This window comes from Bacillus sp. LSHTCR4, from assembly GCF_057197025.1.
Map to the genome: position 1 here is coordinate 444,633 of NZ_JBXUNO010000001.1, position 26,059 is coordinate 470,691.

Sequence of the window (26,059 nt, forward strand, 5' to 3'; positions counted from 1 at the left end):
TGTTATTAAGGAGGCACTACTCGTGGCTGATTGGTTAATTGGAATAATCATGGGTGCTGTTGAAGGTTTAACAGAGTTTTTACCAGTTTCATCAACAGGACATATGATTTTAACAGGTCATTTACTTGGATTCGACGACGAGAGAGCGAAAGTTTTCGAAGTTGTTATCCAATTGGGATCGATTTTAGCAGTTGTAGTTATATTTTGGAAGCGTCTATGGTCTTTAGTAGGTATAGGAAAAGTAACAGATGGACCATCGTTAAATTTATTACATATTATTATCGGAATGATTCCTGCCGGCATATTAGGTGTATTATTCCATAGTGCAATTAAAAAGGTTTTATTTGGTCCAGGACCAGTTGTCATTAGTTTAGTAGCCGGTGGTATTTTAATGATTGTTGCTGAGAAGTTTTCGAAACCAAGTACAGCAAGAACATTAGATGAAATCACATATAAGCAAGCATTTACAATCGGAATGTTCCAATGTTTAGCGCTTTGGCCAGGATTTTCTCGTTCTGGTTCTACAATAAGTGGTGGTTTATTAGCTCGCGTGTCACATACAGCGGCAGCTGAATATACATTCATCTTAGCAGTACCAATGATGGTAGCAGCAAGTGGCTTAGATTTAATTAAAAGCTGGGATATATTAAGTGCGGCTGATATACCGTTATTTGCAACAGGATTTATTACAGCGTTCGTTGTTGCAATGCTTGCAATTGTTTCATTCTTAAAATTATTATCTCGTGTAAAACTAACACCGTTCGCTTATTATCGTTTCATTTTAGCTGCGGTATTCTATTTCTTCATTATGTAATAAAAAAACTGCCGAATTCGGCAGTTTTTTATTTTACTACTTTTTCCATCATGCTTTCCATTACATGTTCCCAAAGAGAAGTATCGTCAGCCAATGTAGCACGGAAGTTAGCGTACATTTCTTTTTGTTTCTCTTCGAATGTTGGGTCTTCTTTTTCAGGTAATGTAGCGCGCATCGAAGTTACTAACTCTTGTACTTTTGGAGCACGTGGTCCCCAAACGGCTTGTTCGTTTCCATCTTTATCAATGAAAATAAAGATTGGAATCGCACGTGCTGTTCCGTTTGTTAAATATTGATCCATTAATTCTAAGTTTTCATCGCGAATTAATAATGACATATCAATATTTGCAACTTCAGAAATTCGTTTCATAACAGGTACGCATAAAAGAGCATCACCACACCAATCAGCTGTTAATACGATAACACGCCATCCATCATTTTGACGCTCTTCTAAAACTGGAAGTAATTCATTTGGAATTAAAAAGTTATTGTAAATGTGCAGTAGCTCGTATTGATTTACTTTCATTTCATTCACATATGTATCAAAGGACATACCTTTATCAGCCCATTGTTGTAAGTTCATAAGTAACACCTCTTTAGTATGATTTATTTTCATTGTACCAATTTTTATGTAGAAAAGCTTGTATTCTTACTCTTTCTTATCGCTTAATAATTTACTTAATAGGAAAAGGAATAGTACGACACATAATTCAGCTATGTTGGACATTTGTACGCTTTCTATCCAATCATCAGCAGTATGAATGACGAACCAATCTAGTGTAATTTCAATGAATGAGAAAAGCGTAATAGAAATCCAATTTTGCATGTTTTGTGTCAGTGGATATAGCAGTGCTTTGAAGAAGCTGAAGATGAAAAATGTAATACCGTCTAAGAAAGTGATTAATAAAAAAAAGAGAAGTAAAGCAGTACGTGAATTATACTCTATACCTGTAATTTGAAAGATTCCTACATATACAAAAAATATAAATGCAAAAACTATAATGAGAAAAAGAGCAATAATACTAATGATAATGGTCTTATCTTTTAGGCTGAGATTTGAGAACTTCTCCTCCTCACGCATTAAAATACCCCCTTTTTCTGGAAGTTAACTTCATTTTATCATAAAATTCATATTAAAAAACTACGAATTATGGGAAAATAAGGTGACAAAAAGTAAGATTTCATGTAAAATTATTAATAAGGTTTTTATTTAACTAAATGAAATAAAAGGGGCTGTCAAAGTTGTCTCAAAATCGAGAGCAATTAATGGAAGAACTATCGACAAATGTTTTTGCTATGTTCCGCACGTTGCGTAATGATATTGGAAAAATATTTGGTGGTTACATACCGTGGAATGAGTTCATCGTCCTTAGAATATTGAATCGTACGAATAAAGAAATGGTATCACGTGTAGCGAATGAGTTAAATGTGTCGAATAGTCATATTACAGCTGTTACAGAAAAATTAATTAATAAAGGTTTTGTAACTCGTTCACGTTCTACGTCAGATCGCCGAGTTGTATATTTGGAGATTACAGAGCAAGGAAAAAATTTAGTTGCGAAAATGGAAGATGCGAAAAAACAATATTTACAAGAAAGATTTTCTACGCTTTCAGAAGAAGAAATGAATATAATGATATCTATTTCTAAAAAACTTATTTAAGTTATTACAAGTGAGAAAACGCTTACGTAGTGATGGAGAAGACCTTCCTTATATGAGGAAGGTCTTCTTTTGTATGTAAAAGATTATAAAAAAGAAAATATGTAACATACTACTAGTAAAGGAAAGGGGGCAAAAATATGACAAATCGAAATGGTAGTAAAGGGAGCGGAAATCAAGGCTCACCCAGATCAGGGCAATTTCAGCAAGAGTTTAGTGCTGAATTTGAGACTGGTAATGATAACAAAGGAAAAGAATATCGTTCGAAAAAAGGAAGTAAATCAAAAAAGGAGTGAATCATTTCACTCCTTTTTTGATTTAAGATGCGGCAGATTGATCCGTATTATATTTTTCTTCTGATTTTGCGACAATCATTGCGCAAATTGCATCACCAGAAATATTTACAGCTGTTCTTGACATATCTAGAATGCGGTCAATACCGATAATTAAGGCAATACCTTCTACTGGTAGATTTACTTGATTTAAAACCATCGTCAGCATTACAAGCCCAACACCTGGTACACCAGCAGTGCCGATACTTGCTAGTACAGCAGTTAATACGACCATAGCTAATTGCGGTAATGTAAGTTCAACGCCGTATACTTGAGCGATAAATACAGTCGCGACACCTTGCATAATAGCCGTACCATCCATATTAATCGTCGCACCTAATGGTTGTACAAAAGAGCTGATTGCTTTTGGAACTCCTAGTTTTTCTTGTGCGGTTTTCATAGCAAATGGAAGAGATGCATTAGAGCTAGATGTACTAAATCCAATCGCCATTACTGGTCCGAAATGTTTAAAGAAACGGACAATACTTTCTTTTGCTAATACCTTTAATAAGCCGCCATATACGAAGACACCGTGAATAATAAGTACTAGCATAACGACAATCATATACTTGAACATCGCAGCGACGCCTGCAAGACCCATTTTACCAACGGATGAAGCGAGCAAGCCAAATGTTCCGATTGGAGCCAATTTCATAACGAGATTAACAAGATACATCATTAATTCGTTGCCCTGTTCAAGTAATGAATGGATACCTTGAACTCGTTTTCCTAAAATAGCTATACCGAGTCCGATTAATACGGCGAAGGCAATAATTTGTAACATGTTTCCATCGGCCATTGCTTTTGCTGGATTATCTGGTACGATATTTAGCAATGTATCAACGAAAGATGTTTCGGTTTTTGCCCCCTCATATTTAAGCCCTTCGGTTTTAAAGTTACCGCCAGATCCTGGTTTTATAATAAGTGCAAATGTAACAGCAATAGAGATGGCAACAGCTGTTGTTACGAGGAAGAATGAAATTGATTTTAAACCGATTCTTCCAAGTTGCTTCGGATCTCCAAGACCAGCAGCTCCCAGTACGATAGAAATAAATACGACAGGAACAACTAGCATTTTAATGAGTCGAATAAACAATTGACCAAGTGGATTGAACACATATTGATTTAACGGATCAAAAATGGATGGAGCAGCTAAATTTAAAGTGAGTCCGACAACTAAACCGAGAAATAATGCAATTAAGATTGCTTTTGTTTGTTTCAATAAAATCCCCCCTTATTTTTTGTAAAATAGCTTTCTACATTAATTGTACCGAAAAAATACCTATTTTTACAATATTTTCTGAAAATTTGTATAAAATTATTTGTTTTAGTGTAGAGAGGATTACGTTTGTATTTGAAAAACAAAATAGGCCATCACATTGGATGGCCTAGGGAAGGGGACAATTTATGTCAATTTAATTAGGGATGGAAGTTGTTCAAGACACTGGGGAATGTCTTATAAATTAGGGAGGAACAACTTCGATACATATACTATAAAAGATAGATGTGACCGGGGTGTGAACATAGAGTGAAAGAGAGAGGGAGTTTTAAATAGAAGATAGAAAGACAAAAAAATAAGACCATCACACACAGGATGGCCTAAGGAAGGGGACAATTTATGTCAATTTAATTAGGGATGGAAAGCTGTTCAAAGACACTGGGGAATGTCTTATAAATTAGGGAGGAACAGCTCCGATACATATACTATAAAAGATAGATGTGACCCCTATGTGAACATAGAGTGAAAGGTATGAGGATTTAAGAAATGATACATATAAAATGATTGTTGTGAGAGTTGTAGAGTAAGGATACTTATAATAGAAAGAGTCTTTTCATAAAATGAAGTGAAGTTTGAGTATAAATAAAAGTTGAAAACTATGAAAAAAAGGATTATGCTCAACTATATTATAAGAATATAAGGTTTATCCTACTATTTAAGGTTTTTTATAAGCCTTTAGTTATGAGGGGCAAAAAGGGAGCTAGTGAATATGGAAGTAACAAAAAGACAAAGGCTGTATAATCGTTTTATACGATTAAATCCACCACAAATATTAGCATTAGGTTTTTTCTGCTTAATTGTGGTTGGCGGTTTGTTATTAAAGTTACCATTCGCAACGAAAGTACATATTAGTTGGGTAGATGCTTTCTTTACGGCAACGTCAGCAGCAACTGTAACGGGATTGGGAGTAGTAGATACTGCAAGTACGTTTACGATGTTTGGTGAAATTGTAATTATGTTTTTAATTCAAACAGGCGGTTTAGGCCTTATGACAATTGCCATTTTAATTGTTTGGGTATTAGGTAAAAAAATTGGATTACGTCATCGCTTATTAATTGGAGAGGCGTTTAATCAGACAAATATAGGTGGTCTCGTAAAATTAGTAAAACGTGTCTTTATATTTTCAATTTGTATTGAGTTTATTGGAGTCATCTTTTTATCATTTCGTTTTATTCCAGAGTTTGGCTTTGGAAAAGGTGTATACTATAGTATTTTTCACGTAATCGCATCTTATAATAACGCTGGATTTGCCCTATGGCCGGATAATTTAACAAGGTATGTAGGCGATCCTATTATTAATATTGGGATTTGCTCTTTAATCGTAATAGGTGGTCTCGGATTTACCGTATTAATTGATATATGGTATAGCCGGAGTTTTCGAAAACTATCGCTTCATTCCAAAATCATGATTATTGGAACGGTAGCGCTAAATATGATAGCGATGATTGTGATTTTTGTATTGGAATATAATAATGTGAAGACGTTAGGGGATTTACCTTTAAATGAAAAGTTATGGGCTTCTTTCTTCCAAGGGATTACTCCTCGTACTGCTGGGTTTAATACAGTTGACTACGGGGGAATGGAAGAATCATCTATATTATTTACGATGGTTTTAATGTTTATTGGTGCAGGAAGTGTATCAACAGGTGGAGGGATTAAATTAACAACGTTTGTTATTTTAGTTACATCTGTCCTTTCTTTCTTTAGAAAGAAAGAGGAAATCGTATTATTTCAGCGCACAATTAAAATGTCGACAGTAACGAGAGCATTAGCCATTGCCGTTGCCAGTCAAATCCTCATTTTTGCAGCAGTTTTTATGTTAATGCTTACAGAAAACTTCAGTTTTATTCAGTTACTATTTGAAACAATTTCAGCGTTTGGAACGGTAGGATTAACGATGGGAATTACTGCAAAGTTATCAGCATTTGGAAAATGTATTATTATGTTTGTTATGTTTTGTGGATTAATCGGACCGTTAACACTCGTATTTTCTTTAGCGCGGCCAGCAAAACAAAAAATTAAATATCCATCAGAAGATGTATTTACAGGATAAGGTATCCCGCATAAGCGAGATACCTTTTTCTTTTTAAAAAAGGGAGAACAATAAGCCGATAAGCGCTACTCGGAATAAAATTGCAATGAGTGCTGCAATTCCGCCGACAATCGCAGCGATACCACCAGTTACAGTAGCTCCGCGATTATAAGCGTAAATCCCTAGTAGTACAGAAACAAGACCAAATAATGTTGGGAAGGTAAATAGTGATAAGATAGATAAGGCAAGAGCGATAAAGCCAGCCGTTGATCCAGCAGCGGACGATCTTACATCATCTTTATGATCTTTCTCATCGTAATCATAATCAATGCGCTGTGGTGCAACCTCAGCTGCATATTCTTCTTTATAGTCACTATAATCACTATCTATTCTATCTCTTTTTTTATACTCATCAAATTTCTCAGTCAAAGTCATGACTCCTTTCATAACAAGGTTCAATAGTAGTATGTATCTCTTTTTATTTTTTATCCCGCTTTAATGGGCAGTAAGACCCCCACCTCCAAATTCAGAGAAAGCAAAGAAGTTAGATGGGGGCGGGCTGCCCATTAAAGTCCGATTGGTGAGGGCTAATAATCAGCGGGGGATGAAGAACCCCTCCACTGATTAAAGTTTCACTTTATCCGAGTAGGTACAGGGAGTAATATCCATCTAGAAAGAGGAAATTGTTTTTTTGAAATAGGAAAAGTTAGTATGACTTCCTCTATTTTGGAAAGTATAAAAAAGAATAATGAGGAAAGGGTGCAATACATAATGGAACATCCAATTGAAAATTTAATGAAAACAGCAATGACAAATTTAAAAGAGATGGTAGATGTAAATACGATTGTTGGAAGTCCAGTTTCAACAGCTGATGGAAATGTAGTATTAACAGTATCTCAAGTGGCTTTTGGTTTTGGTGCCGGTGGAAGTGACTTTAAAGGTGATTTTATTTCCGAAAAACATAATAACGGACAAGGGCAGCATAAAGAGAACAAGCAAACTCATCCGTTTGGAGGCGGAAGCGGGGCTGGGGTTTCTATTAGCCCAGTTGCTTTTTTAGTAGTTGGTTCTAACGGTGTGCAAGTATTGCACCTTAATAGTAGTACGCATTTAATTGAGAAGGCTTTAAATACTGTGCCAAGCACTGTAGATAAATTTGTAAATAATCGTCAAAAGTGAACTTGCATTTTTTAGGAATTATGATATATTAGAAAAAGTGCGCTTTATGATGATCGGAATAATTGAACTGTAAATATATATGATGTGTGGAATAAGGGAGAGGAATTTATGATTAATATCAAAAACTTAGTAGTTGGCTTATGTATGTTAGTAAGCGGCTTTGTTGTATATGTAATAAAAGAAAAAGCTCCATTTTAAAACAGACAAACCGTTACTGTCTGTTTTTAATTTGTAAAAAATGTTGACAAGTTATTGTATCGGTGTTAAAATTTTAATTCGTGTCTCGGTTACAGCTAGTGTAAAGTAAATAAATCTTATAAATATAATACGAAAAGTTTGCGAAAGATCGGGTAGTTTTACCAACAACTTTTGTGAACAAACCCTATAAATTATAATTATAGGCTTTATAGGTATACTAGTGAATCAAGGAGCGGTCAGTGGAACCGTAATGATGAGAGAGAGGTAGGGCTTTCATCCAGTATATGTTACTTTCCCGTTAGGTGAATATAAAAAAGAGGACTCCTTTTCAAAAGGGGTCCTCTTTCATTTTTTAAGTGCGACTTTCAACTTGTTGACAAATTTCATCCGTTGTTAAACCATGAGCTGTAATTACCGAACCCTTAATTGATGCATCTGCAATCCCCATCATATTGGAATCTTGCCCAGTTACAACACAACAATCACAGCCTTGTGCATCCTGTTCGGAGTTAAGGGTAACAACTTCATGTCCTTGTTGCTTAAGAGCTTGCTGAACATCTGTTAACGAGTTTTCAACACCGATTCTAGCCATAATATTCACCTCCTACCATCTAGTTGCTAGTATGCTCAAGTACATCGCATATATTTATACAAAGACGGTAGGAAGCATATAGTTAGCTGTAATTTACGGATAGCCTGATTAAAGTTTCACTTTATTTAGTCGTTATATACACCAGTAAGCATTTGGCTTACGAATTGATCGTTTAAAGTATCTTGGGCGGAAGAAGTATTTGAATGGATGTCGATGGAAGCAATAAAATTGTTATGTTCTTTATGATTTGGTTCTACCTCTACATAATTATCGAATTTACAAAAACCTTTCGTATCCATTAGATCAAATAGTTGAAGCATTTCTACTACTTCTTGTCTCGTTCCTTTAATTTGTACACACGCCATATTGATTTCCTCCTTCATTTTGACAAATTGTTTTTTTAAAATAGGATTATGATTCCGAAATGAAAAATATGAATGTTATTTTTAGACAGCGTTATTTTTATTATTTTCCCCCTTTTTCAGCAAAAGTCGTTGTATATTCCCGAATTTATAAAAACGGACGTCCGTTTATTGAATACAATAGATTCGTATCAATTGGCGAAAATCCTTCTTTTAAACAAATATTTTTTTTAGTAGAAATTGGCGAAAAAAATTTTTTGACTTTTTGTAAACGTTAACAATGTTGTTAAATCAATATAATTAAAGATGTACGTACGAATAAAAATTATAAATTTTCTAAAAATTCACTTGATTTATTTAGAAAGGAGAGTAAACTAGGAAACAATAAAAAATTCATAGAACATAGGAGGCGCTTTCCAGTGAACGAGCAATGGATTTTCTTAAATGGAGAATTTGTTCCAAAAGACGAGGCAAAAGTATCAGTATATGATCATGGTTATTTATATGGAGATGGAGTATTTGAAGGAATTAGAGTCTATAGCGGTAATGTTTTCCGTTTGAGAGAGCATCTTGTCCGGTTATATGAATCAGCAAAATCCATCATGTTAGAAATTCCATATTCTTTAGATGAAGTAACGAATATTGTTGTTGAAACGATTCGACAAAATAAATTATCTAATGGATACATTCGCCTAGTTGTATCGAGAGGAGCAGGAAATCTTGGGTTAGATCCTGATTCTTGTAAGAAACCGAATGTAGTAGTAATTGCAGAGCAACTATCTTTATTCCCGCAAGAGTATTATGAAAAAGGGATTCCAGTTGTAACAGTTGCAACGCGTCGAAACCGTCCAGATGTATTGTCGCCTCAAGTAAAATCTTTAAATTACTTAAACAATATTTTAGTTCGCATCGAAGCGAAATTGGCTGGAGTACAAGAAGCGCTTATGTTAAATGATCAAGGATACGTAGCTGAAGGCTCAGGAGATAACGTGTTTATTGTAAAAGGAAATAAATTAATTACACCACCAAGTTCTGCTGGAGCGTTAGAAGGTATTACACGAAACGCTATTTTAGAAATCGGTGAAAAACTTGGATATGAAGTTAGAGAAGAGTTATTTACAAGACATGATGTATATGTAGCTGATGAAGTGTTTTTAACAGGAACGGCTGCGGAAGTAATTGCTGTTACGACAGTAGATGGTAGAACAATCGGTTTAGGGCAAACGGGTCCACATACGAATCGTTTATTAGAAGAATTCCGAAAGTTAGTTATAGAAGATGGAGAGAAAATTTACGAAGAAAATAAAGTTGGATAACAACTCTTTATAACATAAGAAAGCGTTGATAGGGAGGAGTAGTTGATTGTGAAGCCTCACAGAGAGTCGGTGGTTGCTGGAAACCGATGGTTCACGTTGACGAACATCGCCCTTGAGTGCTAAGCTGAAGCATTTGTCTAGGCTTAGACGGTAGCTCCGTTATTAGCTAGACTCATTTATGGGTCACTGAGGCAAGAGTATTCTTGCAAAGAAGGGTGGTACCGCGAAATCTTTCGTCCCTTCAGCACATAGCTGGAGTGTGGACGTAGGATTTTTTTTATTGATAAAAGTTTTTAAAAGGGGGCTTATAAGAACAATGTCTTCAAAAACGGAAGAGAAACTGGCAACTGGTGCACAGCTATTGTTAGAAGCGCTAGAAAAGGAAGGAGTAGAAGTGATTTTTGGTTATCCTGGTGGTGCTGTTTTACCTCTTTATGATGCGCTCTATGACTGTGAAATTCCGCATATTTTAACAAGGCATGAACAAGGAGCTATTCACGCTGCTGAAGGGTATGCCAGAATTACTGGCAATCCAGGAGTTGTAATTGCAACGAGTGGACCAGGTGCTACGAATGTAATTACTGGTCTAGCAGATGCGATGATTGATTCATTACCACTTGTTGTATTTACAGGGCAAGTAGCGACAACGTTAATTGGAAGTGATGCTTTCCAAGAAGCGGATATTATGGGGCTTACGATGCCGGTGACAAAACATAATTATCAAGTGCGAAAGGCTTCAGATTTACCTCGAATTATTAAAGAAGCATTTCATATTGCTAGAACAGGCAGACCAGGGCCAGTCGTTATTGACCTTCCGAAAGATATGGTGGTAGAGCAAGGCGAACGATGTAGTGATGTGCAAATGGATTTACCAGGATACAACCCTAATTATGAACCGAATCTACTTCAATTAAACAAATTATTACAAGCAATTAGGGTTGCAAACAAGCCATTAATTTTAGCTGGAGCAGGTGTATTGCATGCGAAAGCTTCGAAAGAATTAACAAGTTTTGCTCGTAAATATGAAATTCCTGTTGTGCATACATTACTTGGTCTTGGTGGCTTTCCGCCAGATGATGAGCTTTTTCTAGGGATGGGAGGAATGCATGGTTCTTACACAGCTAATATGGCGTTATATGAATGCGACTTACTCATTAATATAGGTGCGAGATTCGATGATCGTCTTACTGGAAATTTAGCTTATTTTGCGAAAGAGGCGACTGTCGCGCATATCGATATTGATCCAGCAGAAATCGGAAAAAATGTGCCGACTGAAATTCCTATTGTTGCAAGTGCTAAGCGAGCGCTCGAAGTATTACTTCAACCAGAAGGAAGGAAAGAAAATCATCATGAGTGGATCTCTTTATTAAAGAATAGAAAAGAAAAGTATCCATTCTCTTATAAACGAAATTCTGAAAGTATTAAGCCTCAATATGCAATTGATATGCTATATGATATTACGAAAGGAGAAGCGATTGTAACAACAGATGTGGGGCAACATCAAATGTGGGCAGCCCAATATTATCCGCTGAAAAATCCAGATAAATGGGTAACTTCAGGAGGATTAGGAACGATGGGATTCGGATTTCCTGCAGCAATTGGTGCCCAAATTGCAAAGCCTGAAGAACTAGTTATTGCAATTGTTGGTGACGCTGGATTTCAAATGACTCTGCAAGAATTAAGTGTGTTAAAAGAACACTCTTTACCTGTTAAAGTATTTATTTTAAATAATGAAGCTTTAGGAATGGTAAGACAATGGCAAGATGAATTTTATAACCAAAGATATTCGCACTCTTTACTATCGTGTCAACCAGATTTCGTTGCTCTTGCGAATGCGTATGGCATAAAAGGAGTTCGCATAGATGATCCACTTCTTGCAAAGAAACAATTGCAGCATGCAATTGAATTACAAGAACCGGTCGTAATTGATTGCCGTGTACTTCAATCAGAAAAGGTAATGCCGATGGTTGCGCCAGGGAAAGGTGTTCACCAAATGGAGGGAGTGGAAAAAAGGTGAAGAGAATTGTTACAGCGACAGTTCGAAATCAAAGTGGTGTGTTAAACCGAATTACAGGTGTTATGACACGAAGACATTTTAATATTGAAAGTATTTCAGTAGGTCATACAGAATCATCGGACATATCGCGGATGACGATTGTTGTACACGTTGAAAATGAACAGCAAGTTGAGCAGTTAATTAAACAACTTCATAAGCAAATCGATGTTTTGAAAGTATCAGATATTACAGAAGAAGCGATGATTGCAAGAGAACTTGCACTTATTAAAGTAGCAACTTCGGTAGCGAGGGCGGAATTATACAGTTTAATTGAACCATTTCGAGCCGCTGTAATAGATGTTGGGAAGGATTCCATAGTTGTGCAAGTAACAGGTACGCAGGAAAAAGTAGAAGCATTAATTGAATTACTTCGTCCATACGGTTTGAAAGAAATTGCAAGAACAGGTGTAACAGCCTTTACACGCAGTATGAAAAAGCAAGATAAGCAAGTTATGTTAATTCAATAATCATTTAAATTTAGGGGGAAATGAAAATGGCTAAAGTTTATTATGAAAAAGATGTAACGGTAAATGTATTAAAGGAAAAGAAAGTAGCAATCATTGGATATGGTTCGCAAGGTCATGCACATGCGCAAAATTTACGTGATAACGGATTTGATGTAGTAGTAGGGCTGAGAAAAGGGAAGTCTTGGGATAAAGCGAAAGAAGATGGATTTTCTGTATATACAGTAGCAGAAGCAGCAAAGCAGGCTGATGTAGTAATGATTTTGCTACCGGATGAACTGCAACCAGAAGTATATGAAGCGGAAATTGCGCCAAATTTACAGGCAGGAAATTCTCTCGTTTTTGCACACGGATTTAATGTTCACTTTGATCAAGTGAAACCACCAGCGAATGTAGATGTGTTTCTAGTAGCGCCAAAAGGTCCAGGACATCTTGTACGCCGTACATTTGTTGAAGGCGGAGCTGTTCCTGCATTATTTGCAGTATACCAAGATGCAACAGGAGTTGCGACTGAAAAGGCACTTTCTTATGCTGATGGAATTGGTGCGACGAGAGCTGGTGTATTAGAAACGACATTTAAAGAAGAAACGGAAACAGATTTATTTGGAGAGCAAGCTGTACTTTGCGGCGGAGTAACTGCGCTGGTGAAAGCTGGATTTGAAACGTTAGTTGATGCCGGATATCAGCCGGAACTTGCATATTTTGAATGTTTACATGAACTGAAACTTATTGTTGACCTTATGTATGAAGGTGGACTTGAAAATATGAGATATTCAGTTTCAGATACAGCGCAGTGGGGCGACTTCGTATCAGGACCACGTGTTGTAACGGAAGATACGAAGAAAGCGATGGGTACAGTACTAGCAGAAATTCAAGATGGTACATTTGCAAGAGGTTGGATTGCAGAGCATAAAGCAGGAAGACCGAATTTCCATGCAACAAATGAGAAAGAAAATGAACATGAAATCGAAGTAGTTGGACGTAAATTACGTAAAATGATGCCTTTCGTACAGCCACGAGTAAAGGTAGGGATGAAATAATATGAAGCAGATTTTGTTCATGGATACGACGCTACGTGATGGCGAACAATCACCAGGAGTGAATTTAAATGAACAAGAGAAATTGCAAATTGCGAAACAATTAGAGAGACTTGGTATTAACGTAATGGAAGCTGGCTTTGCAGCAGCTTCCGAAGGGGATTTTCAATCGGTAAAACGCATCGCGAATACAATTCAAAATGCTACAGTTATGAGTTTAGCTAGAGCGAAAGAAAGCGACATTCGAAGAGCATATGAAGCTGTGAAAGGTGCGGTATCTCCTCGTTTACACGTATTTTTAGCTACGAGTGATATTCATATGAAATATAAACTTTGTATGTCAAAAGAAGATGTATTAGATAGTATTTACCGCTCGGTTACACTTGGGAAGTCGTTATTTCCGACAGTACAATTTTCAGCAGAAGATGCGACAAGAACATCAAGAGATTTTTTAGCTGAGGCAGTAGAAGTTGCGATTCGTGCAGGAGCGAATGTAATTAATATTCCAGATACAGTTGGATATACGAATCCAGAAGAATATTATTCTCTTTTTAAGTACTTACAAGAATCCGTTCCTTCATATGAAAAAGCAATTTTCTCTTGTCATTGTCACGATGATCTTGGGATGGCTGTAGCAAATTCGCTAGCTGCAGTTGAAGGGGGAGCATTGCAAGTAGAGGGAACAATTAATGGAATTGGAGAAAGAGCAGGGAATGCGGCATTAGAAGAAGTCGCAGTTGCTCTTCATATTAGAAAAGATTTCTATCAAGCAGAGCCTTCTATGACGCTAAAAGAAATTAAAGCGACAAGTACATTAGTAAGCAGATTAACAGGTATGGTTGTACCGAAAAATAAAGCGATTGTTGGAGCGAATGCATTCGCTCATGAATCAGGAATTCATCAAGATGGTGTATTAAAAGAAGTGACAACATATGAAATTATTGAACCAGCGCTAGTAGGCGAATCTCAAAATCTATTTGTACTTGGAAAACATTCTGGGCGTCACGCGTTTACAGAAAAAATGAAAGAACTTGGCTATGAATTTACAAACGAAGAGCGGGATGCAGTATTTGAAGCATTTAAAAAATTAGCTGATCGTAAGAAGGAAATTACGGAGGAAGATTTACGAGCACTTATGCTTGGTGAAGCAGCATTTGCGGCTCAGCAATATAATATTACGCAATTGCAAGTACATTTCGTATCAAATAGTACACAATGCGCGACAGTTGTACTAAAAGATGAGGAAGGAAATGTATTCGAAGATGCAGCTACTGGCTCTGGTAGTATTGAAGCGATTTATAATGCAATTCAAAGAATTTTAGGATTAGAATGTGAATTGGCAGATTATCGCATACAATCTATTACACAAGGTCAAGATGCACTGGCTCATGTTCATGTTGAATTAAAAGAAGGGACACATCAAGTATCAGGTTTTGGTGTTGCACAAGACGTATTGGAAGCGTCGGCAAGAGCATATGTCCACGCAGCGGGGAAATTGAAATCTTTTATTCAGCTTGTGAAATAAATGTTTGATAGGTGAGAGGAGCTATTCTCACCTATCAAATAAAAGTTCTGGAAATTCAGTTAAAGGGGTGTTGAAATTGGAAAAACGTATCGTTTGTTTAGCTGGTGATGGTGTTGGACCGGAAGTTATGGAAAGTGCGAAGGAAGTATTGCATATGGTAGAAAGGCTATATGGTCATCATTTTCATTTGCAAGATGAGTACTTCGGCGGGAGTGCTATCGATTTAAATGGGCAACCATTACCACAACGAACACTTGCCGCTTGTCTAGCAAGTGATGCGGTTTTACTAGGTGCAGTTGGTGGACCAAGGTGGGATAGTGCGAAAGAAAGACCAGAGAAAGGATTATTAGCTTTAAGAAAAGGACTCGGTGTATTTGCGAACGTTCGCCCTGTAACGGTAGAAAGTGCAACGGCACATTTATCGCCATTAAAAAAGGCTGATGAAATTGATTTTGTTGTCGTTCGTGAATTAACAGGTGGGATTTATTTTTCTTATCCGAAAGAACGAACGGACGAAGTAGCAACAGATACACTTACGTATCATCGCCATGAAATTGAACGTATCGTTTCTTATGCCTTTCAATTAGCAAGTAAGCGGAAGAAAAAAGTAACATCTATTGATAAGGCGAATGTTTTAGAATCTAGTAAACTATGGAGAACTGTGACAGAAGAAGTAGCACTTCGTTATCCAGATGTTGAACTAGAACATATTTTAGTAGATGCAGCTGCTATGGAGTTAATTCGGAATCCAGGGCGGTTTGATGTAATTGTAACAGAAAATTTATTTGGGGATATTTTAAGTGACGAAGCTTCCGTATTAGCTGGATCATTAGGAATGCTTCCATCAGCAAGTCACGCTGAAAAGGGGCCTTCATTATACGAGCCTATTCACGGATCGGCACCGGATATTGCCGGGAAAAATAAGGCGAATCCAATTGCTATGATGCGCTCTGTTGCCATGATGCTTGGGCAATCGTTCGGATTAACGAGGGAAGGATATGCAATTGAAGAAGCAGTTTCTGCAGTCCTTAAATCAGGAAAATGTACAGCAGATATCGGGGGGACTGAAACGACAACTTCATTTACAAAGGCAGTTATGCAAGAAATGGAAGAGCAAGCGCTAGTAGGGAGAGGAAGATAATGGGGAAAAGGTTGCTAGATAAGCTTTGGGAAAAACACGTAGTTACGACAAATGAAAATGGATTAGATTTATTATATATCGATCTGCACCTTGTTCATGAAGTAACGTCACCGCAAGCCTTTGAAGGCTTGCGGCTTACAAATCGAACGGTACGCAGACCAGATTTAACATTCGCAACGATGGATCATAATATTCCAACGAAAGATGTTTGGAATATTACCGATCGTATTGCGAAGCAGCAACTAGATACACTTCGGGAAAATTGTAAACAATTTCAGGTGCCGTTAGCGGATATCGGAGATGAAGAGCAGGGGATCGTTCATGTTATCGGACCAGAACTAGGGCTCACGCAGCCAGGAAAAACAATTGTTTGTGGTGATAGTCATACAGCAACGCACGGTGCGTTTGGCGCGCTAGCATTTGGTATTGGTACGAGTGAAGTGGAACATGTATTGGCAACGCAAACGTTATGGCAAAGAAAACCGAAAGCAATGGGAATTGAGTTAAAAGGAAAATTACAGAAAGGTGTTTACGCAAAAGATATTATTTTGCATCTCCTTTCAAAGTACGGTGTAGCAGTTGGAACTGGATACGTAATGGAATTTTACGGAGAAACGATTCAGGCTATGGAGATGGAAGAGAGAATGACGCTTTGTAATATGGCGATTGAAGGAGGAGCAAAAGCGGGTATTATCGCGCCAGATGAAAAAACAGTTGCTTATGTAAAAGGACGTAAATATGCACCGAGAGACTATGAAACTTTCGAGAAGAAATGGTCTGAACTTTATACTGATGCAGATGCAATTTATGATTTACATATTTCAATAGATGTTACGGATTTAGCCCCATACGTTACATGGGGAACAAATCCGAGTATGGGAGTTCGTATTGATGAGAAATTGCCAGAAAAGCATGATGTAAATGACGAAAGAGCATTTTCTTATATGGGATTAAGCCCTGGACAAAGTACGTATGACATTCCAGTTCAGCATGTCTTCATTGGATCTTGTACAAATTCCAGGCTCTCTGATTTAGAAATTGCTGCATCTGTTGTGAAAGGGAGAAAGGTAAAAGAAGGTGTGCGAGCACTCGTTGTGCCTGGATCGAAAAGAGTAAGGGACGCGGCGATGCAAAAAGGACTACATCACATATTTGAAGAAGCAGGATTTGAATGGAGAGAACCTGGATGTTCCATGTGTCTTGGAATGAATCCAGATCAAGTACCTGAAGGAGAGCATTGCGCTTCAACTTCAAATCGTAATTTTGAAGGAAGACAAGGAAAAGGAGCAAGAACACATTTAGTTAGCCCGGCAATGGCGGCAGCAGCTGCGTTGTATGGTCATTTTGTTGATATTAGAAAGGAGAGTTATGATGGAGCCATTTCGTATTCATAAAGGTACTGCCGCAGTACTTATGAATGATAACATTGATACAGATCAAATTATTCCGAAGCAATATTTAAAGAGAATTGAAAGGACGGGATTTGGAAAATATTTATTTGATGAGTGGCGATATGATAATGAACGACACGAAAACCCTAATTTCCCACTTAATGCACCAGATAGAGAAGGGGCAAGTATATTAATTACAGGTGATAATTTTGGATGTGGTTCTTCAAGAGAACACGCACCTTGGGCACTTGCTGATTATGGTTTCCGCGTAATTATCGCGGGAGGGTTTGCAGATATTTTTTATATGAATTGTATGAAGAATGGTATGTTACCAATTGTAATGGATAAAGAAATGCGAGAAAAGCTTGCCAAAACGGATGCAAGAGAACAAATAGAAGTAGATTTAGAGAATGAAGTAATTACAACAAGTACGCACAGGTTTCATTTTACAATCGAGAAAATGTGGAAAGAAAAATTATTAAATGGTTTAGATGAAATTAGTATTACAATGCAATATGAACAAGAAATAAAAGAGTATGAAAGAAGGGTAGCTGTATATTAAGAGATAACGGAATGTTTAAAATGTATTTACATTCGGAATTATGTGTTATATACTATGTAAAAATTAGAGGAGAAAGGGAGTAAGTATTATGAAAACAATGCAATCTATTAAAATGCTTACACAACTACATCATCATACGTAAAGCCCTTGAACCTAACGTGAAAACGTGTAGGTGCAAGGGTTATTCCCGTTGTACCTACACGCTACTAAAGAGCCTTGTAGGTATATTTTATCTACAAGGCTCTTTTTATTTTCGGTTTAGGTGCATGAAATAAGCATACATTAGAAAAGGAAAGGTGTGAGAATTTAGATGACAAAATGGAAACGGGCAAACCCAAACGGAACGAGAGATTATTTATTTGAAGAGTGTACGTTAATTGAAGAAGTGGAGCAAAAGTTAAGGCGTACTTTTTTAGAGAGAGGTTATGAAGAAATAAGGACACCGACAATTGAATTTTATGATGTGTTCGCCTTTCAAAGCAGGCCGATAGATGAAGAAAAGATGTATAGATTTTTTGATGAAAAGGGACGGATTATCGTATTGCGTCCAGATATGACAATTCCTTTAGCGAGAGTGATAGGAACGCAGAGGTGTGATACGCCACTTAAAGTGACGTATAGCGGAAATGTATTTCGAGCGAATGAGTCCCTTACTGGAAAATATAATGAGATCGTACAAAGTGGTATTGAAATTATCGGTATTGATAATGTAAGAGCTGAAATTGAATGTGTTATAAGCGTCATTCAATCACTTCAAAAATTGAAAGTGCAATCTTTTACAATAGAGATTGGGCAAGTGCAGTTATATAAATGTATTGTCAAAAAGCTCTCCATTCATGAGGAAGAAGAGAAAGTTCTTAGAACATATATTGAAAGTAAAAATTATGCCGCGCTATCAGATTTTATTAGAGATAAGAAATTAGTTCGATGTGATGAAACAGTAAAGTTACTGGAGAAATTACCAAGGTTATTTGGGAATTTAGAAGTGATTGAGGAAGCAGAAAAACTCGCCTCAAGTCATGAAATGCAAATGGCTATTGCAAGAGTGAAAGAAATATATGAAGCAATTGAAAAACTAGGCTATGGATCTTATATATCAATTGATTTAGGAATGATTCAACATTTGGACTATTATACAGGTGTTATTTTCAAAGGGTATATATATGAAATTGGAGAAGAAATTATTAGTGGTGGAAGATATGATGAGTTAATTGGAAATTTTGGAGAAATGTTATCAGCTGTTGGACTCGCGGTACAAGTTAATCAAATTGTGAAGGCGCTGCAGGAGCAGCAAGAACCATATGAACGAAAGAGAATAGATATTATGATTCATTATGAGTTAAATAGATTAGCAGAAGCAGAACGATTACGAAATTTACTTCAAAAGGACGGGAAAAAAGTAGAGCTATCTTTATTCTCTAATTTAAATGACACCTTTCAATTTGCAAGAAAAAATCAAATAGTAACGGTTGTTGAGGCAAAGAACGAATCATTAGTGGAATATGTATGGAAAGAGAAATGGATCGTCCAGAAAGAAGGAGAAACTTCATGCGTAACATTCAAATTGCGTTAACGAAAGGAAGATTAGAAAAACATGTAATTCCACTCTTTGAGCAGATTGGAATTGATTGTTCAGAGCTCAAAAATAAAGGACGAAAGCTTGTTTTTCAAAGTAAAAATACAGATATCTCATTTATTTTAGTGAAAGCAGTAGACGTTGCTACGTATGTAGAACATGGAGTAGCGGATATTGGGGTCGTTGGAAAAGATATTTTAATGGAAAACGAGAAAGATATTTATGAAATGTTGGATTTAGGAGTAGGGGTGTGTAAGTTTTGCGTTGCTTCTATTCCTACTTATAATCCGAAAAGTTACCGAAAAAAACGCATTGCGACGAAATATCCACATATTACTTCTAACTATTTTCATGATAAAGGAGAGGATGTAGAAATTATTAAAATAGAAGGTTCCGTAGAAATCGCCCCTATTCTTGGATTGGCAGATGCAGTTGTTGATATTGTTGAAACAGGAAAAACATTACAAGAAAATGGACTTATTGTATTTGAGGAAATGTGTTCTATATCTGCTCGAATGATTGTAAATAAGGCTGCATTAAAAACTAAAAAAGACGAAATATTCAGCATTATAAATATGATGGAGCAAGAAATTTTGTCAGGAAAATAGGGGGACTTGTAATGGAGATCGTTTTTGAAGATTTTCAAAAGGCGTTATCGAAAATAAAATTGCTACGAGAAAATGCCAATATAATAGAAGAAACTGTTCAAAAAAGTGTAAGCGAAATTGTTCAAAATGTAAGGAAGAGTAGGGATGAGGCCCTATCTTTTTATACAAAAAAGTTTGATGGTGTAAAGATGAAAGAGTTTCGTGTAAGTGAAGAAGAAATAAAACAAGCGAGTATGTTTGTAGAGAATTCATTTTTAGAAGCGTTACAAGAGGCGAAGAAAAATATTATTTCGTATCACGAAAAGCAAAAAAGACAATCCATATTCGATTGCGCGAGTGAAGGCATCATAAGGGGACAAATCATTCGGCCGTTAGAAAATGTAGGGGTATATGTGCCAGGCGGAAAGGCTTCGTATCCTTCGTCAGTATTAATGAATGTATTGCCTGCAAAACTCGCTGGTGTGAAAAAGATTGTAATGGTAACACCGCCGAGAGAAGGAGGAATTGATCCACATATTTTAGTTGCTGCAAGCCTTTCAGGAGTAGATGAAATTTATATGGTAGGTGGTGCACAAGCAATTGCAGCTTTAGCATACGGAACGGAATCGATTCCGAAAGTGGATAAAATAGTTGGACCTGGAAATTTATACGTCGCTTTAGCAAAACGAGAAGTATATGGAATAGTAAATATCGATATGATTGCTGGACCGTCAGAAATTGTAGTTATCGCTGATGAAACCGGTAATGCAAAATATATCGCTGCTGATTTATTATCACAAGCAGAACATGACGAGAGAGCGACGGCAATTTGTATTACAACGAATATAGAGTTAGCAAAAGAAGTAGAAAAAGAGATAGAAAGACAGTTAGAAACATTACCAAGAAGCGAAATTGCCCGTGAGTCGATAAATAGAAATGGAGCCATTTGTATCGTTCCTTCTTTAGATGAGGCACTAAAGTTATCGAATGAAATTGCTCCAGAACATTTAGAGTTACATATAAAAGAACCGATGAATGTTCTAGCTTATGTAAAACATGCAGGATCTATCTTTCTTGGACCATATGCTCCGGAACCGCTCGGCGATTATTTAGCAGGACCGAATCACGTGTTACCGACTAGTGGAACGGCAAGGTTTTTCTCACCGTTATCAGTCGATGATTTCGTCAAAAAATCAAGCTTTCTGTCTTATACAGAGGAAGCGTTAAGAGATGTCCAGCATCATATTGTAGAACTTGCCAATAAAGAAGGGTTACATGCGCATGCGAGAGCAATTCAAATAAGATTTGAGGGGGAAGAATAATGCGTGAGTCTAGTCAAATACGTGAGACGACAGAAACAAAAATAAAATTAAGTTTACAGCTTGATGAAGGGAAGAACGTTTCTGTACAAACGGGAGTTGGTTTTTTTGATCATATGCTCACTTTATTTGCAAGGCATGGAAGATTCGGTTTGCAAGTGGAGGCGGAAGGCGATGTATTCGTCGATGCGCATCATACAGTTGAAGATGTTGGGATTGTACTTGGAAATTGCTTGAAAGAAGCATTGCAAAGTAAAGAGGGGATTAACAGGTATGGCTCAGCATATGTACCGATGGATGAATCTTTAGGCTTTGTCGCAATTGATATAAGCGGACGCTCATATATTATATTTCAAGGAGAATTAACGAATCCGAAGCTTGGGGATTTTGATACAGAACTAACGGAAGAATTTTTTAGAGCAGTTGCTCATGCTGCTAATATTACATTACATGCTCGCATTTTATACGGAAGTAATACACATCACAAAATTGAAGCGTTATTTAAAGCGTTTGGTAGAGCGCTTAGAGAAGCAGTCGAAAGAAATGTCAACATTACTGGTGTAAATTCAACGAAAGGGATGTTGTAATTGATTGCCATTATAGATTATGGAATGGGAAATATTCGTAGTGTAGAACAAGCATTAAAGCATATTGGAGCAGCGTACATTGTAACGAGTGATAAAGAAGAGATTTTTAGAAGTGATGGAGTGATTTTACCAGGAGTAGGTGCATTTCCAAAAGCGATGGATGTATTGGAAGAAAAAGATTTAGTACGTGTGTTACAAGAAATCGGGCGTTCCAGAAAACCACTTTTAGGTATTTGCCTAGGAATGCAGCTTTTATTTGAAAAAAGTGAGGAACTACAAGACTGTAACGGGTTAAGTTTATTGCCAGGCGTTATTCGAAAGTTAAAGGTTCCTTATAAAATTCCTCATATGGGATGGAATGAGTTAAAGAAAGAAGGAGAAATAGAGCTTTGGAATGGAGTAGAGGACGGTTCTTTCGTATATTATATCCACTCTTATTACGCAGATTGTCCAAATGAAATTGTATATGGAATAAGTGAATATGGAGTGAAAGTACCTGGTTTTGTAGCAAAAGGAAATATATATGGTGCACAGTTTCATCCTGAAAAAAGTGGTGACATAGGAATGCAAATGTTGAAAAATTTCAAAGGAGTGGTAGAAGCATGGAAATCTTCCCAGCTATCGATTTAAAAGAGGGACGATGCGTTAGACTGTATCAAGGAGAGTTTAGTAAAGAAACAGTAATGAATGAAGATCCGGTTGCGCAAGCGATTATATTTGAAACATTTGGAGCGAAAACGCTACACATTGTTGATTTAGATGGTGCAGTTGCTGGCGAGTCGTTAAACTTGTCCGTCATCGAAAGAATTTGCAAGGCAGTACGTATTCCTGTACAAGTTGGAGGAGGAATTCGATCACTTGTAGCGGTAGAGAATTTATTTTCAGTAGGTGTGGATAAAGTAATTTTAGGAACAGCCGCTCTTTATGATAAGGCATTTTTAGAAGAAGTGGTTCTTCTATATAAAGAAAAAATCATTGTTGGCATTGATGCGAAAAATGGTTTCGTAGCAACGAGAGGCTGGCTTGATATGTCTGAAATTTCTTACATTGATTTAGCGAAGCAAATGGAGAATATAGGTGTTCAAACAATTGTGTTTACAGACATTTCGAAAGACGGAACACTTGCAGGACCGAATATAGAGCAATTGGAGTTACTACAAAAAAGTGTTTCTACTCGACTTATTGCTTCTGGAGGAGTTGCATCTATTCAAGATGTGAAGAAATTAAATGATATGAATATATACGGTGTCATAATTGGTAAAGCTCTTTACGAGAAAAAGATTGATTTAGAAGAAGTGCTAGAGGTAACAAAGTTATGTTAGTAAAACGCATTATTCCATGTCTAGATGTGAAAGAAGGGCGAGTCGTAAAGGGTGTAAATTTTATAGGGTTACAGGATGTCGGTGATCCTGTTGAAATAGCAGCTTTATATAATGATGCAGGAGCAGATGAAATAGTATTTTTAGATATTACGGCAACGCATGAAGGACGAAAAACGATTATAGATGTTGTAGAAAAAACGGCTTCAAAAGTATTTATTCCTCTTACAGTTGGAGGAGGAATTTCAAGTGTGAAAGATATGTACAATTTATTAAGAGCTGGAGCAGATAAAGTTTCCATTAACTCAGCAGCAGTGCGAAATCCAAAATTAATCGAAGAAGGGGCAGAGCATTTTGGCTCACAATGTATTGTCGTAGCAATTGATGCTAGAAAAGTAGCAGAGGGTAAGTGGAATGTATATGTGAACGGCGGAAGAGTTGATACGGGAATGGATGCAATCGGGTGGGCAAAGCGCGTTACAGAGCTAGGCGCAGGCGAAATTTTATTAACGAGTATGGATGCAGACGGAACGAAAAACGGATATGACCTTCGTTTAACAGAAGAAATTTCAAAAAGTGTTTCCGTACCAGTCATCGCGTCAGGTGGATGTGGTCATGCTGATCACATTATAGAAGTGTTTCAAAAGACAACAGTTGATGCAGCGTTAGCGGCATCAATCTTTCATTACGGTGAGGCGACAATAGGGGACGTAAAGAGAAAGTTAAGAAATGCAAACGTCGAGGTGCGGCTATGAAACCTAACTTTTCAAAAGGACTATTACCAGCAGTTGTAATTGAAGAAGGTACAAAAGAAGTTTTAATGCTAGCTTATATGAATGAAGGAGCATATGAAAAAACGCTAGAAACGAAAAGAACATGGTTTTATTCTCGTTCAAGAAGGTCGTTATGGAACAAAGGAGAAACATCAGGTAATGTCCAACATGTGCAATCTCTTTATTTAGATTGCGATCAAGATGCAATCGTTGTTGTCGTAAAGCAAGTAGGGCCTGCTTGCCATACGGGAGAAAAAACGTGTTTTCATTACAAAATTATATAGGGGGACACATATGGAAAATGCTTTTAAATTACTCTTTGAAACAATTGAAGAACGAAAGAGAAATCCACTTTCTGAATCATATACAAATTACTTGTTTTTAAAAGGAGAAGATAAAATTTTAAAGAAAATTGGTGAGGAATGTTCCGAAGTAATTATCGCATCTAAAAATAATGATAAAGAAGAGCTAGTGAAAGAAATGGTTGATGTATTGTATCACTGCTTCGTGTTATTAGCCGAAAAAAATATATCATTAGAAGATATTATGGAGGAAGTGACAGAAAGAAATGGGAAGCTTTCGAGAGTAGGGGACAGAAGAGAAATAGATACATTATAGGGGGAATATGTATGAAAGTGGATTATCACATTCATTTAGAAGAAGGGCCATATTCAATAGGATGGCTAGCTAAAATAAATGAATCATTACAACACTATGAACCGCTGAAAGAAGAAAAACATTCTATGGAATGGCTTGTGAAAACACAAGAACGCCTGCAAAGACGTGTGAATGAAGGGCCATTTACAACGAAATGGATTGATTTATATTTAGAAGAAGCTTTGCGAAAAGGGATAAAAGAAGTTGGTATTGTCGATCATTTATACCGTTTTTATGAAGCGAAAGAATACTATGAAAAATATGTTGATATTAGTGATTCGGGGCTTGGACGTTTACAAAAGGAATGGTTAGACCAAGTAAGGGTAGCTTCACTACATGATTTTACAAAGGCAATTGAAGAGGCGAAAGAACGGTGGAGTAAAAGAGGTGTTACGCTTAAACTTGGAATTGAAGCGGATTATTTTATTGGTGGTGAACAAGAATTACAATCTTTACTCGCATTAGGAGATTTTGATTATGTAATTGGTTCTGTTCATTTTTTAAATGGCTGGGGATTTGATAATCCAGATACGAAAGAATATTTTAAGGAACATGACTTATATGCTTTATATGATACGTTTTTCAAAACGGTTGAGTGCGCAGTTCGTTCTGAGTTATTTGATATTATTGCTCATCTTGACAACATAAAAGTATTTAATTATCGGTTAGATGAGAATGAACAACTTTCTTATTATAAGAAAATTGCGCGTGCATTAGTAGAAACAAATACGGCAACGGAAATAAATGCGGGATTGTACTATCGCTATCCTGTGCGCGAAATGTGTCCAAGTCCGCTATATTTACAAGTATTAGCTAAGCACGAAGTTGCGATTACACTCTCTTCAGATGCTCATTATCCGAATGATTTAGGAAAATATGTGGAAGAGAATATAAAGACATTGCGTAATCATGATATTGCTCACTTAGCTACATTTACGAAACGAGTCAGAACGATGAGATTACTAGAAGAAGTAACAATTTCAAAATGATCACGATTTTTTGATGAAAACCCTCCTTTTTGTTCAAAATAAGAAAGAATAAAAAGGAGGGTAAGAAATGTCGAAACAACAAAATAAACAAAATGTACAAGGTGCACAGCAACAAGTGTATACTTCTGATACGAATGCTACATCTCAATCAGTGATTGAGGAGCAAATTAGTGATACAGTTGCAGAAGGAACAATTGATGTGAAGCTTGGAAAAGAATCGCAAGAAAAAGCGTAAAAAGAGGGGAGACTTGCATCTCCTCTTTTTTTCATGGAAAAGTGTCGATTTTCAAAACTATAATCAAATTCCTTGGTT

At 36.7% G+C, this 26,059-nt stretch carries 32 protein-coding genes and 1 other annotated feature; of the genes, 26 read left to right on the plus strand and 6 right to left on the minus strand.

What is annotated here, in order from left to right:
- Positions 1–22: 22 nt before the first annotated feature.
- Positions 23–814: a bacitracin resistance undecaprenyl-diphosphatase gene (gene uppP, locus AC2CGR_RS02280; protein ID WP_000796243.1), complete on the plus strand. Its 792-nt coding sequence runs from the start codon at positions 23–25 to the stop codon at positions 812–814.
- A 28-nt stretch (positions 815–842) separates the two neighbouring features.
- Here the strand turns inward: uppP and AC2CGR_RS02285 are convergent, their stop codons facing one another.
- Together AC2CGR_RS02285 and AC2CGR_RS02290 are read right to left on the minus strand one after the other, a co-directional pair.
- Positions 843–1,430: a thioredoxin family protein gene (locus AC2CGR_RS02285; RefSeq protein WP_110093220.1), complete on the minus strand. Its 588-nt coding sequence runs from the start codon at positions 1,428–1,430 to the stop codon at positions 843–845.
- Between the two features lie 33 nt (positions 1,431–1,463).
- A complete protein-coding gene (locus tag AC2CGR_RS02290) occupies positions 1,464–1,895 on the minus strand; it encodes a YrvL family regulatory protein (RefSeq protein ID WP_098314276.1) in 432 nt (143 codons plus the stop codon).
- A 161-nt stretch (positions 1,896–2,056) separates the two neighbouring features.
- Between AC2CGR_RS02290 and AC2CGR_RS02295 the strand changes: the two genes are divergently transcribed.
- Entirely contained in the window at positions 2,057–2,476 is a 420-nt protein-coding gene (locus AC2CGR_RS02295) for a MarR family winged helix-turn-helix transcriptional regulator (protein ID WP_000081447.1), read from the plus strand.
- A 137-nt stretch (positions 2,477–2,613) separates the two neighbouring features.
- A complete protein-coding gene (locus AC2CGR_RS02300; RefSeq protein WP_000184934.1) occupies positions 2,614–2,769 on the plus strand; it encodes a hypothetical protein in 156 nt (51 codons plus the stop codon).
- 22 nt (positions 2,770–2,791) lie between these two features.
- Here the strand turns inward: AC2CGR_RS02300 and AC2CGR_RS02305 are convergent, their stop codons facing one another.
- The gene (locus tag AC2CGR_RS02305; protein ID WP_029437975.1) at positions 2,792–4,027 is read right to left on the minus strand and encodes a dicarboxylate/amino acid:cation symporter; all 1,236 of its coding nucleotides are present in this window, start codon (positions 4,025–4,027) and stop codon (positions 2,792–2,794) included.
- A 766-nt stretch (positions 4,028–4,793) separates the two neighbouring features.
- Between AC2CGR_RS02305 and AC2CGR_RS02310 the strand changes: the two genes are divergently transcribed.
- Positions 4,794–6,137: a TrkH family potassium uptake protein gene (locus AC2CGR_RS02310; RefSeq protein WP_087964659.1), complete on the plus strand. Its 1,344-nt coding sequence runs from the start codon at positions 4,794–4,796 to the stop codon at positions 6,135–6,137.
- Between the two features lie 33 nt (positions 6,138–6,170).
- On the opposite strand, the gene AC2CGR_RS02315 is transcribed toward AC2CGR_RS02310, so the two are convergent.
- The gene (locus tag AC2CGR_RS02315) at positions 6,171–6,563 is read right to left on the minus strand and encodes an imidazole glycerol phosphate synthase (protein WP_002020776.1); all 393 of its coding nucleotides are present in this window, start codon (positions 6,561–6,563) and stop codon (positions 6,171–6,173) included.
- 264 nt (positions 6,564–6,827) lie between these two features.
- On the opposite strand from AC2CGR_RS02315, the gene ytfJ reads away from it, so the two are divergent.
- Together ytfJ and AC2CGR_RS02325 are read left to right on the plus strand one after the other, a co-directional pair.
- A complete protein-coding gene (gene ytfJ, locus AC2CGR_RS02320; protein ID WP_001973324.1) occupies positions 6,828–7,295 on the plus strand; it encodes a GerW family sporulation protein in 468 nt (155 codons plus the stop codon).
- Positions 7,296–7,403: 108 nt separating this feature from the next.
- Positions 7,404–7,493 (plus strand): hypothetical protein, encoded by a 90-nt coding sequence (locus tag AC2CGR_RS02325; RefSeq protein ID WP_000608225.1) that lies wholly within the window; start codon positions 7,404–7,406, stop codon positions 7,491–7,493.
- Between the two features lie 352 nt (positions 7,494–7,845).
- Here the strand turns inward: AC2CGR_RS02325 and AC2CGR_RS02330 are convergent, their stop codons facing one another.
- Positions 7,846–8,085, minus strand: coding sequence for a YkuS family protein (locus AC2CGR_RS02330; protein ID WP_000101006.1), 240 nt, complete (start codon positions 8,083–8,085; stop codon positions 7,846–7,848).
- Between the two features lie 125 nt (positions 8,086–8,210).
- Entirely contained in the window at positions 8,211–8,450 is a 240-nt protein-coding gene (locus tag AC2CGR_RS02335; protein ID WP_000752502.1) for a DUF3911 family protein, read from the minus strand.
- Between the two features lie 59 nt (positions 8,451–8,509).
- Between AC2CGR_RS02335 and AC2CGR_RS02340 the strand changes: the two genes are divergently transcribed.
- The 20 genes from AC2CGR_RS02340 to AC2CGR_RS02435 all read left to right on the plus strand — a co-directional run bounded on the left by AC2CGR_RS02340 (position 8,510) and on the right by AC2CGR_RS02435 (position 25,981).
- A complete protein-coding gene (locus tag AC2CGR_RS02340; protein ID WP_484480477.1) occupies positions 8,510–8,725 on the plus strand; it encodes a hypothetical protein in 216 nt (71 codons plus the stop codon).
- Between the two features lie 141 nt (positions 8,726–8,866).
- Positions 8,867–9,763, plus strand: a complete 897-nt coding sequence (gene ilvE, locus AC2CGR_RS02345; RefSeq protein WP_131101732.1) for a branched-chain-amino-acid transaminase — start codon at positions 8,867–8,869, stop codon at positions 9,761–9,763.
- Positions 9,764–9,779: 16 nt separating this feature from the next.
- Positions 9,780–10,007: a binding site (T-box leader), on the plus strand.
- 72 nt (positions 10,008–10,079) lie between these two features.
- Complete coding sequence (gene ilvB, locus AC2CGR_RS02350) at positions 10,080–11,780, plus strand: acetolactate synthase large subunit (RefSeq protein ID WP_087964663.1); 1,701 nt, start codon at positions 10,080–10,082, stop codon at positions 11,778–11,780.
- A complete protein-coding gene (gene ilvN / locus AC2CGR_RS02355) occupies positions 11,777–12,286 on the plus strand; it encodes an acetolactate synthase small subunit (protein ID WP_000822948.1) in 510 nt (169 codons plus the stop codon). Before ilvB ends, ilvN begins: the two co-directional genes overlap by 4 nt.
- 26 nt (positions 12,287–12,312) lie before the next feature.
- Positions 12,313–13,323, plus strand: coding sequence for a ketol-acid reductoisomerase (gene ilvC / locus AC2CGR_RS02360; RefSeq protein WP_484480478.1), 1,011 nt, complete (start codon positions 12,313–12,315; stop codon positions 13,321–13,323).
- A gap of 1 nt (position 13,324) precedes the next feature.
- Positions 13,325–14,845, plus strand: a complete 1,521-nt coding sequence (gene leuA / locus AC2CGR_RS02365) for a 2-isopropylmalate synthase (RefSeq protein ID WP_131101734.1) — start codon at positions 13,325–13,327, stop codon at positions 14,843–14,845.
- Between the two features lie 76 nt (positions 14,846–14,921).
- Positions 14,922–15,986, plus strand: a complete 1,065-nt coding sequence (leuB, locus tag AC2CGR_RS02370; RefSeq protein WP_087964665.1) for a 3-isopropylmalate dehydrogenase — start codon at positions 14,922–14,924, stop codon at positions 15,984–15,986.
- The gene (gene leuC / locus AC2CGR_RS02375) at positions 15,986–17,380 is read left to right on the plus strand and encodes a 3-isopropylmalate dehydratase large subunit (RefSeq protein WP_131101736.1); all 1,395 of its coding nucleotides are present in this window, start codon (positions 15,986–15,988) and stop codon (positions 17,378–17,380) included. The genes leuB and leuC overlap by 1 nt, the downstream gene beginning before the upstream one ends.
- On the plus strand, positions 17,358–17,939 hold the full coding sequence (leuD, locus tag AC2CGR_RS02380) for a 3-isopropylmalate dehydratase small subunit (protein WP_087964667.1): 582 nt from the start codon (positions 17,358–17,360) through the stop codon (positions 17,937–17,939). Before leuC ends, leuD begins: the two co-directional genes overlap by 23 nt.
- Before the next feature lie 310 nt (positions 17,940–18,249).
- Positions 18,250–19,512 (plus strand): ATP phosphoribosyltransferase regulatory subunit, encoded by a 1,263-nt coding sequence (hisZ, locus tag AC2CGR_RS02385; protein WP_484480479.1) that lies wholly within the window; start codon positions 18,250–18,252, stop codon positions 19,510–19,512.
- A complete protein-coding gene (gene hisG / locus AC2CGR_RS02390; RefSeq protein ID WP_087964669.1) occupies positions 19,488–20,123 on the plus strand; it encodes an ATP phosphoribosyltransferase in 636 nt (211 codons plus the stop codon). The genes hisZ and hisG overlap by 25 nt, the downstream gene beginning before the upstream one ends.
- Before the next feature lie 11 nt (positions 20,124–20,134).
- Complete coding sequence (hisD, locus tag AC2CGR_RS02395; protein WP_087964670.1) at positions 20,135–21,424, plus strand: histidinol dehydrogenase; 1,290 nt, start codon at positions 20,135–20,137, stop codon at positions 21,422–21,424.
- Positions 21,424–22,008 (plus strand): imidazoleglycerol-phosphate dehydratase HisB, encoded by a 585-nt coding sequence (gene hisB, locus AC2CGR_RS02400; protein ID WP_087964671.1) that lies wholly within the window; start codon positions 21,424–21,426, stop codon positions 22,006–22,008. The genes hisD and hisB overlap by 1 nt, the downstream gene beginning before the upstream one ends.
- On the plus strand, positions 22,009–22,638 hold the full coding sequence (gene hisH, locus AC2CGR_RS02405; RefSeq protein WP_087964672.1) for an imidazole glycerol phosphate synthase subunit HisH: 630 nt from the start codon (positions 22,009–22,011) through the stop codon (positions 22,636–22,638). It abuts the gene before it with no gap.
- On the plus strand, positions 22,611–23,330 hold the full coding sequence (gene hisA / locus AC2CGR_RS02410; protein ID WP_087964673.1) for a 1-(5-phosphoribosyl)-5-[(5-phosphoribosylamino)methylideneamino]imidazole-4-carboxamide isomerase: 720 nt from the start codon (positions 22,611–22,613) through the stop codon (positions 23,328–23,330). Before hisH ends, hisA begins: the two co-directional genes overlap by 28 nt.
- The gene (gene hisF, locus AC2CGR_RS02415; RefSeq protein ID WP_087964674.1) at positions 23,324–24,082 is read left to right on the plus strand and encodes an imidazoleglycerol phosphate synthase cyclase subunit; all 759 of its coding nucleotides are present in this window, start codon (positions 23,324–23,326) and stop codon (positions 24,080–24,082) included. Before hisA ends, hisF begins: the two co-directional genes overlap by 7 nt.
- Complete coding sequence (hisI, locus tag AC2CGR_RS02420; RefSeq protein ID WP_087964675.1) at positions 24,079–24,384, plus strand: phosphoribosyl-AMP cyclohydrolase; 306 nt, start codon at positions 24,079–24,081, stop codon at positions 24,382–24,384. Before hisF ends, hisI (AC2CGR_RS02420) begins: the two co-directional genes overlap by 4 nt.
- 10 nt (positions 24,385–24,394) lie before the next feature.
- Complete coding sequence (hisI, locus tag AC2CGR_RS02425; RefSeq protein ID WP_001973369.1) at positions 24,395–24,718, plus strand: phosphoribosyl-ATP pyrophosphatase; 324 nt, start codon at positions 24,395–24,397, stop codon at positions 24,716–24,718.
- 11 nt (positions 24,719–24,729) lie between these two features.
- Positions 24,730–25,746 (plus strand): histidinol phosphate phosphatase domain-containing protein, encoded by a 1,017-nt coding sequence (locus AC2CGR_RS02430; protein WP_087964676.1) that lies wholly within the window; start codon positions 24,730–24,732, stop codon positions 25,744–25,746.
- 67 nt (positions 25,747–25,813) lie between these two features.
- Positions 25,814–25,981, plus strand: coding sequence for a YozQ family protein (locus tag AC2CGR_RS02435; RefSeq protein WP_087964677.1), 168 nt, complete (start codon positions 25,814–25,816; stop codon positions 25,979–25,981).
- The last annotated feature ends 78 nt before the right edge of the window (positions 25,982–26,059 follow it).

Bases quoted from the DNA above. Each gene is read 5' to 3' on its own strand.
- AC2CGR_RS02430 (WP_087964676.1), top strand. From the start codon at position 24,730: ATGAAAGTGGATTATCACATTCATTTAGAAGAAGGGCCATATTCAATA.
- leuD (WP_087964667.1), top strand. From the start codon at position 17,358: ATGGAGCCATTTCGTATTCATAAAGGTACTGCCGCAGTACTTATGAAT.
- AC2CGR_RS02315 (WP_002020776.1), bottom strand. From the start codon at position 6,563: ATGAAAGGAGTCATGACTTTGACTGAGAAATTTGATGAGTATAAAAAA.
- hisZ (WP_484480479.1), top strand. From the start codon at position 18,250: ATGACAAAATGGAAACGGGCAAACCCAAACGGAACGAGAGATTATTTA.
- leuA (WP_131101734.1), top strand. From the start codon at position 13,325: ATGAAGCAGATTTTGTTCATGGATACGACGCTACGTGATGGCGAACAA.
- leuC (WP_131101736.1), top strand. From the start codon at position 15,986: ATGGGGAAAAGGTTGCTAGATAAGCTTTGGGAAAAACACGTAGTTACG.
- hisF (WP_087964674.1), top strand. From the start codon at position 23,324: ATGTTAGTAAAACGCATTATTCCATGTCTAGATGTGAAAGAAGGGCGA.
- hisB (WP_087964671.1), top strand. From the start codon at position 21,424: ATGCGTGAGTCTAGTCAAATACGTGAGACGACAGAAACAAAAATAAAA.
- hisI (WP_001973369.1), top strand. From the start codon at position 24,395: ATGGAAAATGCTTTTAAATTACTCTTTGAAACAATTGAAGAACGAAAG.
- AC2CGR_RS02330 (WP_000101006.1), bottom strand. From the start codon at position 8,085: ATGGCTAGAATCGGTGTTGAAAACTCGTTAACAGATGTTCAGCAAGCT.
- hisI (WP_087964675.1), top strand. From the start codon at position 24,079: ATGAAACCTAACTTTTCAAAAGGACTATTACCAGCAGTTGTAATTGAA.
- AC2CGR_RS02325 (WP_000608225.1), top strand. From the start codon at position 7,404: ATGATTAATATCAAAAACTTAGTAGTTGGCTTATGTATGTTAGTAAGC.
- AC2CGR_RS02290 (WP_098314276.1), bottom strand. From the start codon at position 1,895: ATGCGTGAGGAGGAGAAGTTCTCAAATCTCAGCCTAAAAGATAAGACC.
- AC2CGR_RS02300 (WP_000184934.1), top strand. From the start codon at position 2,614: ATGACAAATCGAAATGGTAGTAAAGGGAGCGGAAATCAAGGCTCACCC.
- hisG (WP_087964669.1), top strand. From the start codon at position 19,488: ATGCGTAACATTCAAATTGCGTTAACGAAAGGAAGATTAGAAAAACAT.
- hisD (WP_087964670.1), top strand. From the start codon at position 20,135: ATGGAGATCGTTTTTGAAGATTTTCAAAAGGCGTTATCGAAAATAAAA.
- ilvC (WP_484480478.1), top strand. From the start codon at position 12,313: ATGGCTAAAGTTTATTATGAAAAAGATGTAACGGTAAATGTATTAAAG.
- AC2CGR_RS02435 (WP_087964677.1), top strand. From the start codon at position 25,814: ATGTCGAAACAACAAAATAAACAAAATGTACAAGGTGCACAGCAACAA.
- AC2CGR_RS02285 (WP_110093220.1), bottom strand. From the start codon at position 1,430: ATGAAAATAAATCATACTAAAGAGGTGTTACTTATGAACTTACAACAA.
- AC2CGR_RS02310 (WP_087964659.1), top strand. From the start codon at position 4,794: ATGGAAGTAACAAAAAGACAAAGGCTGTATAATCGTTTTATACGATTA.
- AC2CGR_RS02335 (WP_000752502.1), bottom strand. From the start codon at position 8,450: ATGGCGTGTGTACAAATTAAAGGAACGAGACAAGAAGTAGTAGAAATG.
- AC2CGR_RS02340 (WP_484480477.1), top strand. From the start codon at position 8,510: ATGAAAAATATGAATGTTATTTTTAGACAGCGTTATTTTTATTATTTT.
- ilvB (WP_087964663.1), top strand. From the start codon at position 10,080: ATGTCTTCAAAAACGGAAGAGAAACTGGCAACTGGTGCACAGCTATTG.
- hisA (WP_087964673.1), top strand. From the start codon at position 22,611: ATGGAAATCTTCCCAGCTATCGATTTAAAAGAGGGACGATGCGTTAGA.
- ytfJ (WP_001973324.1), top strand. From the start codon at position 6,828: ATGACTTCCTCTATTTTGGAAAGTATAAAAAAGAATAATGAGGAAAGG.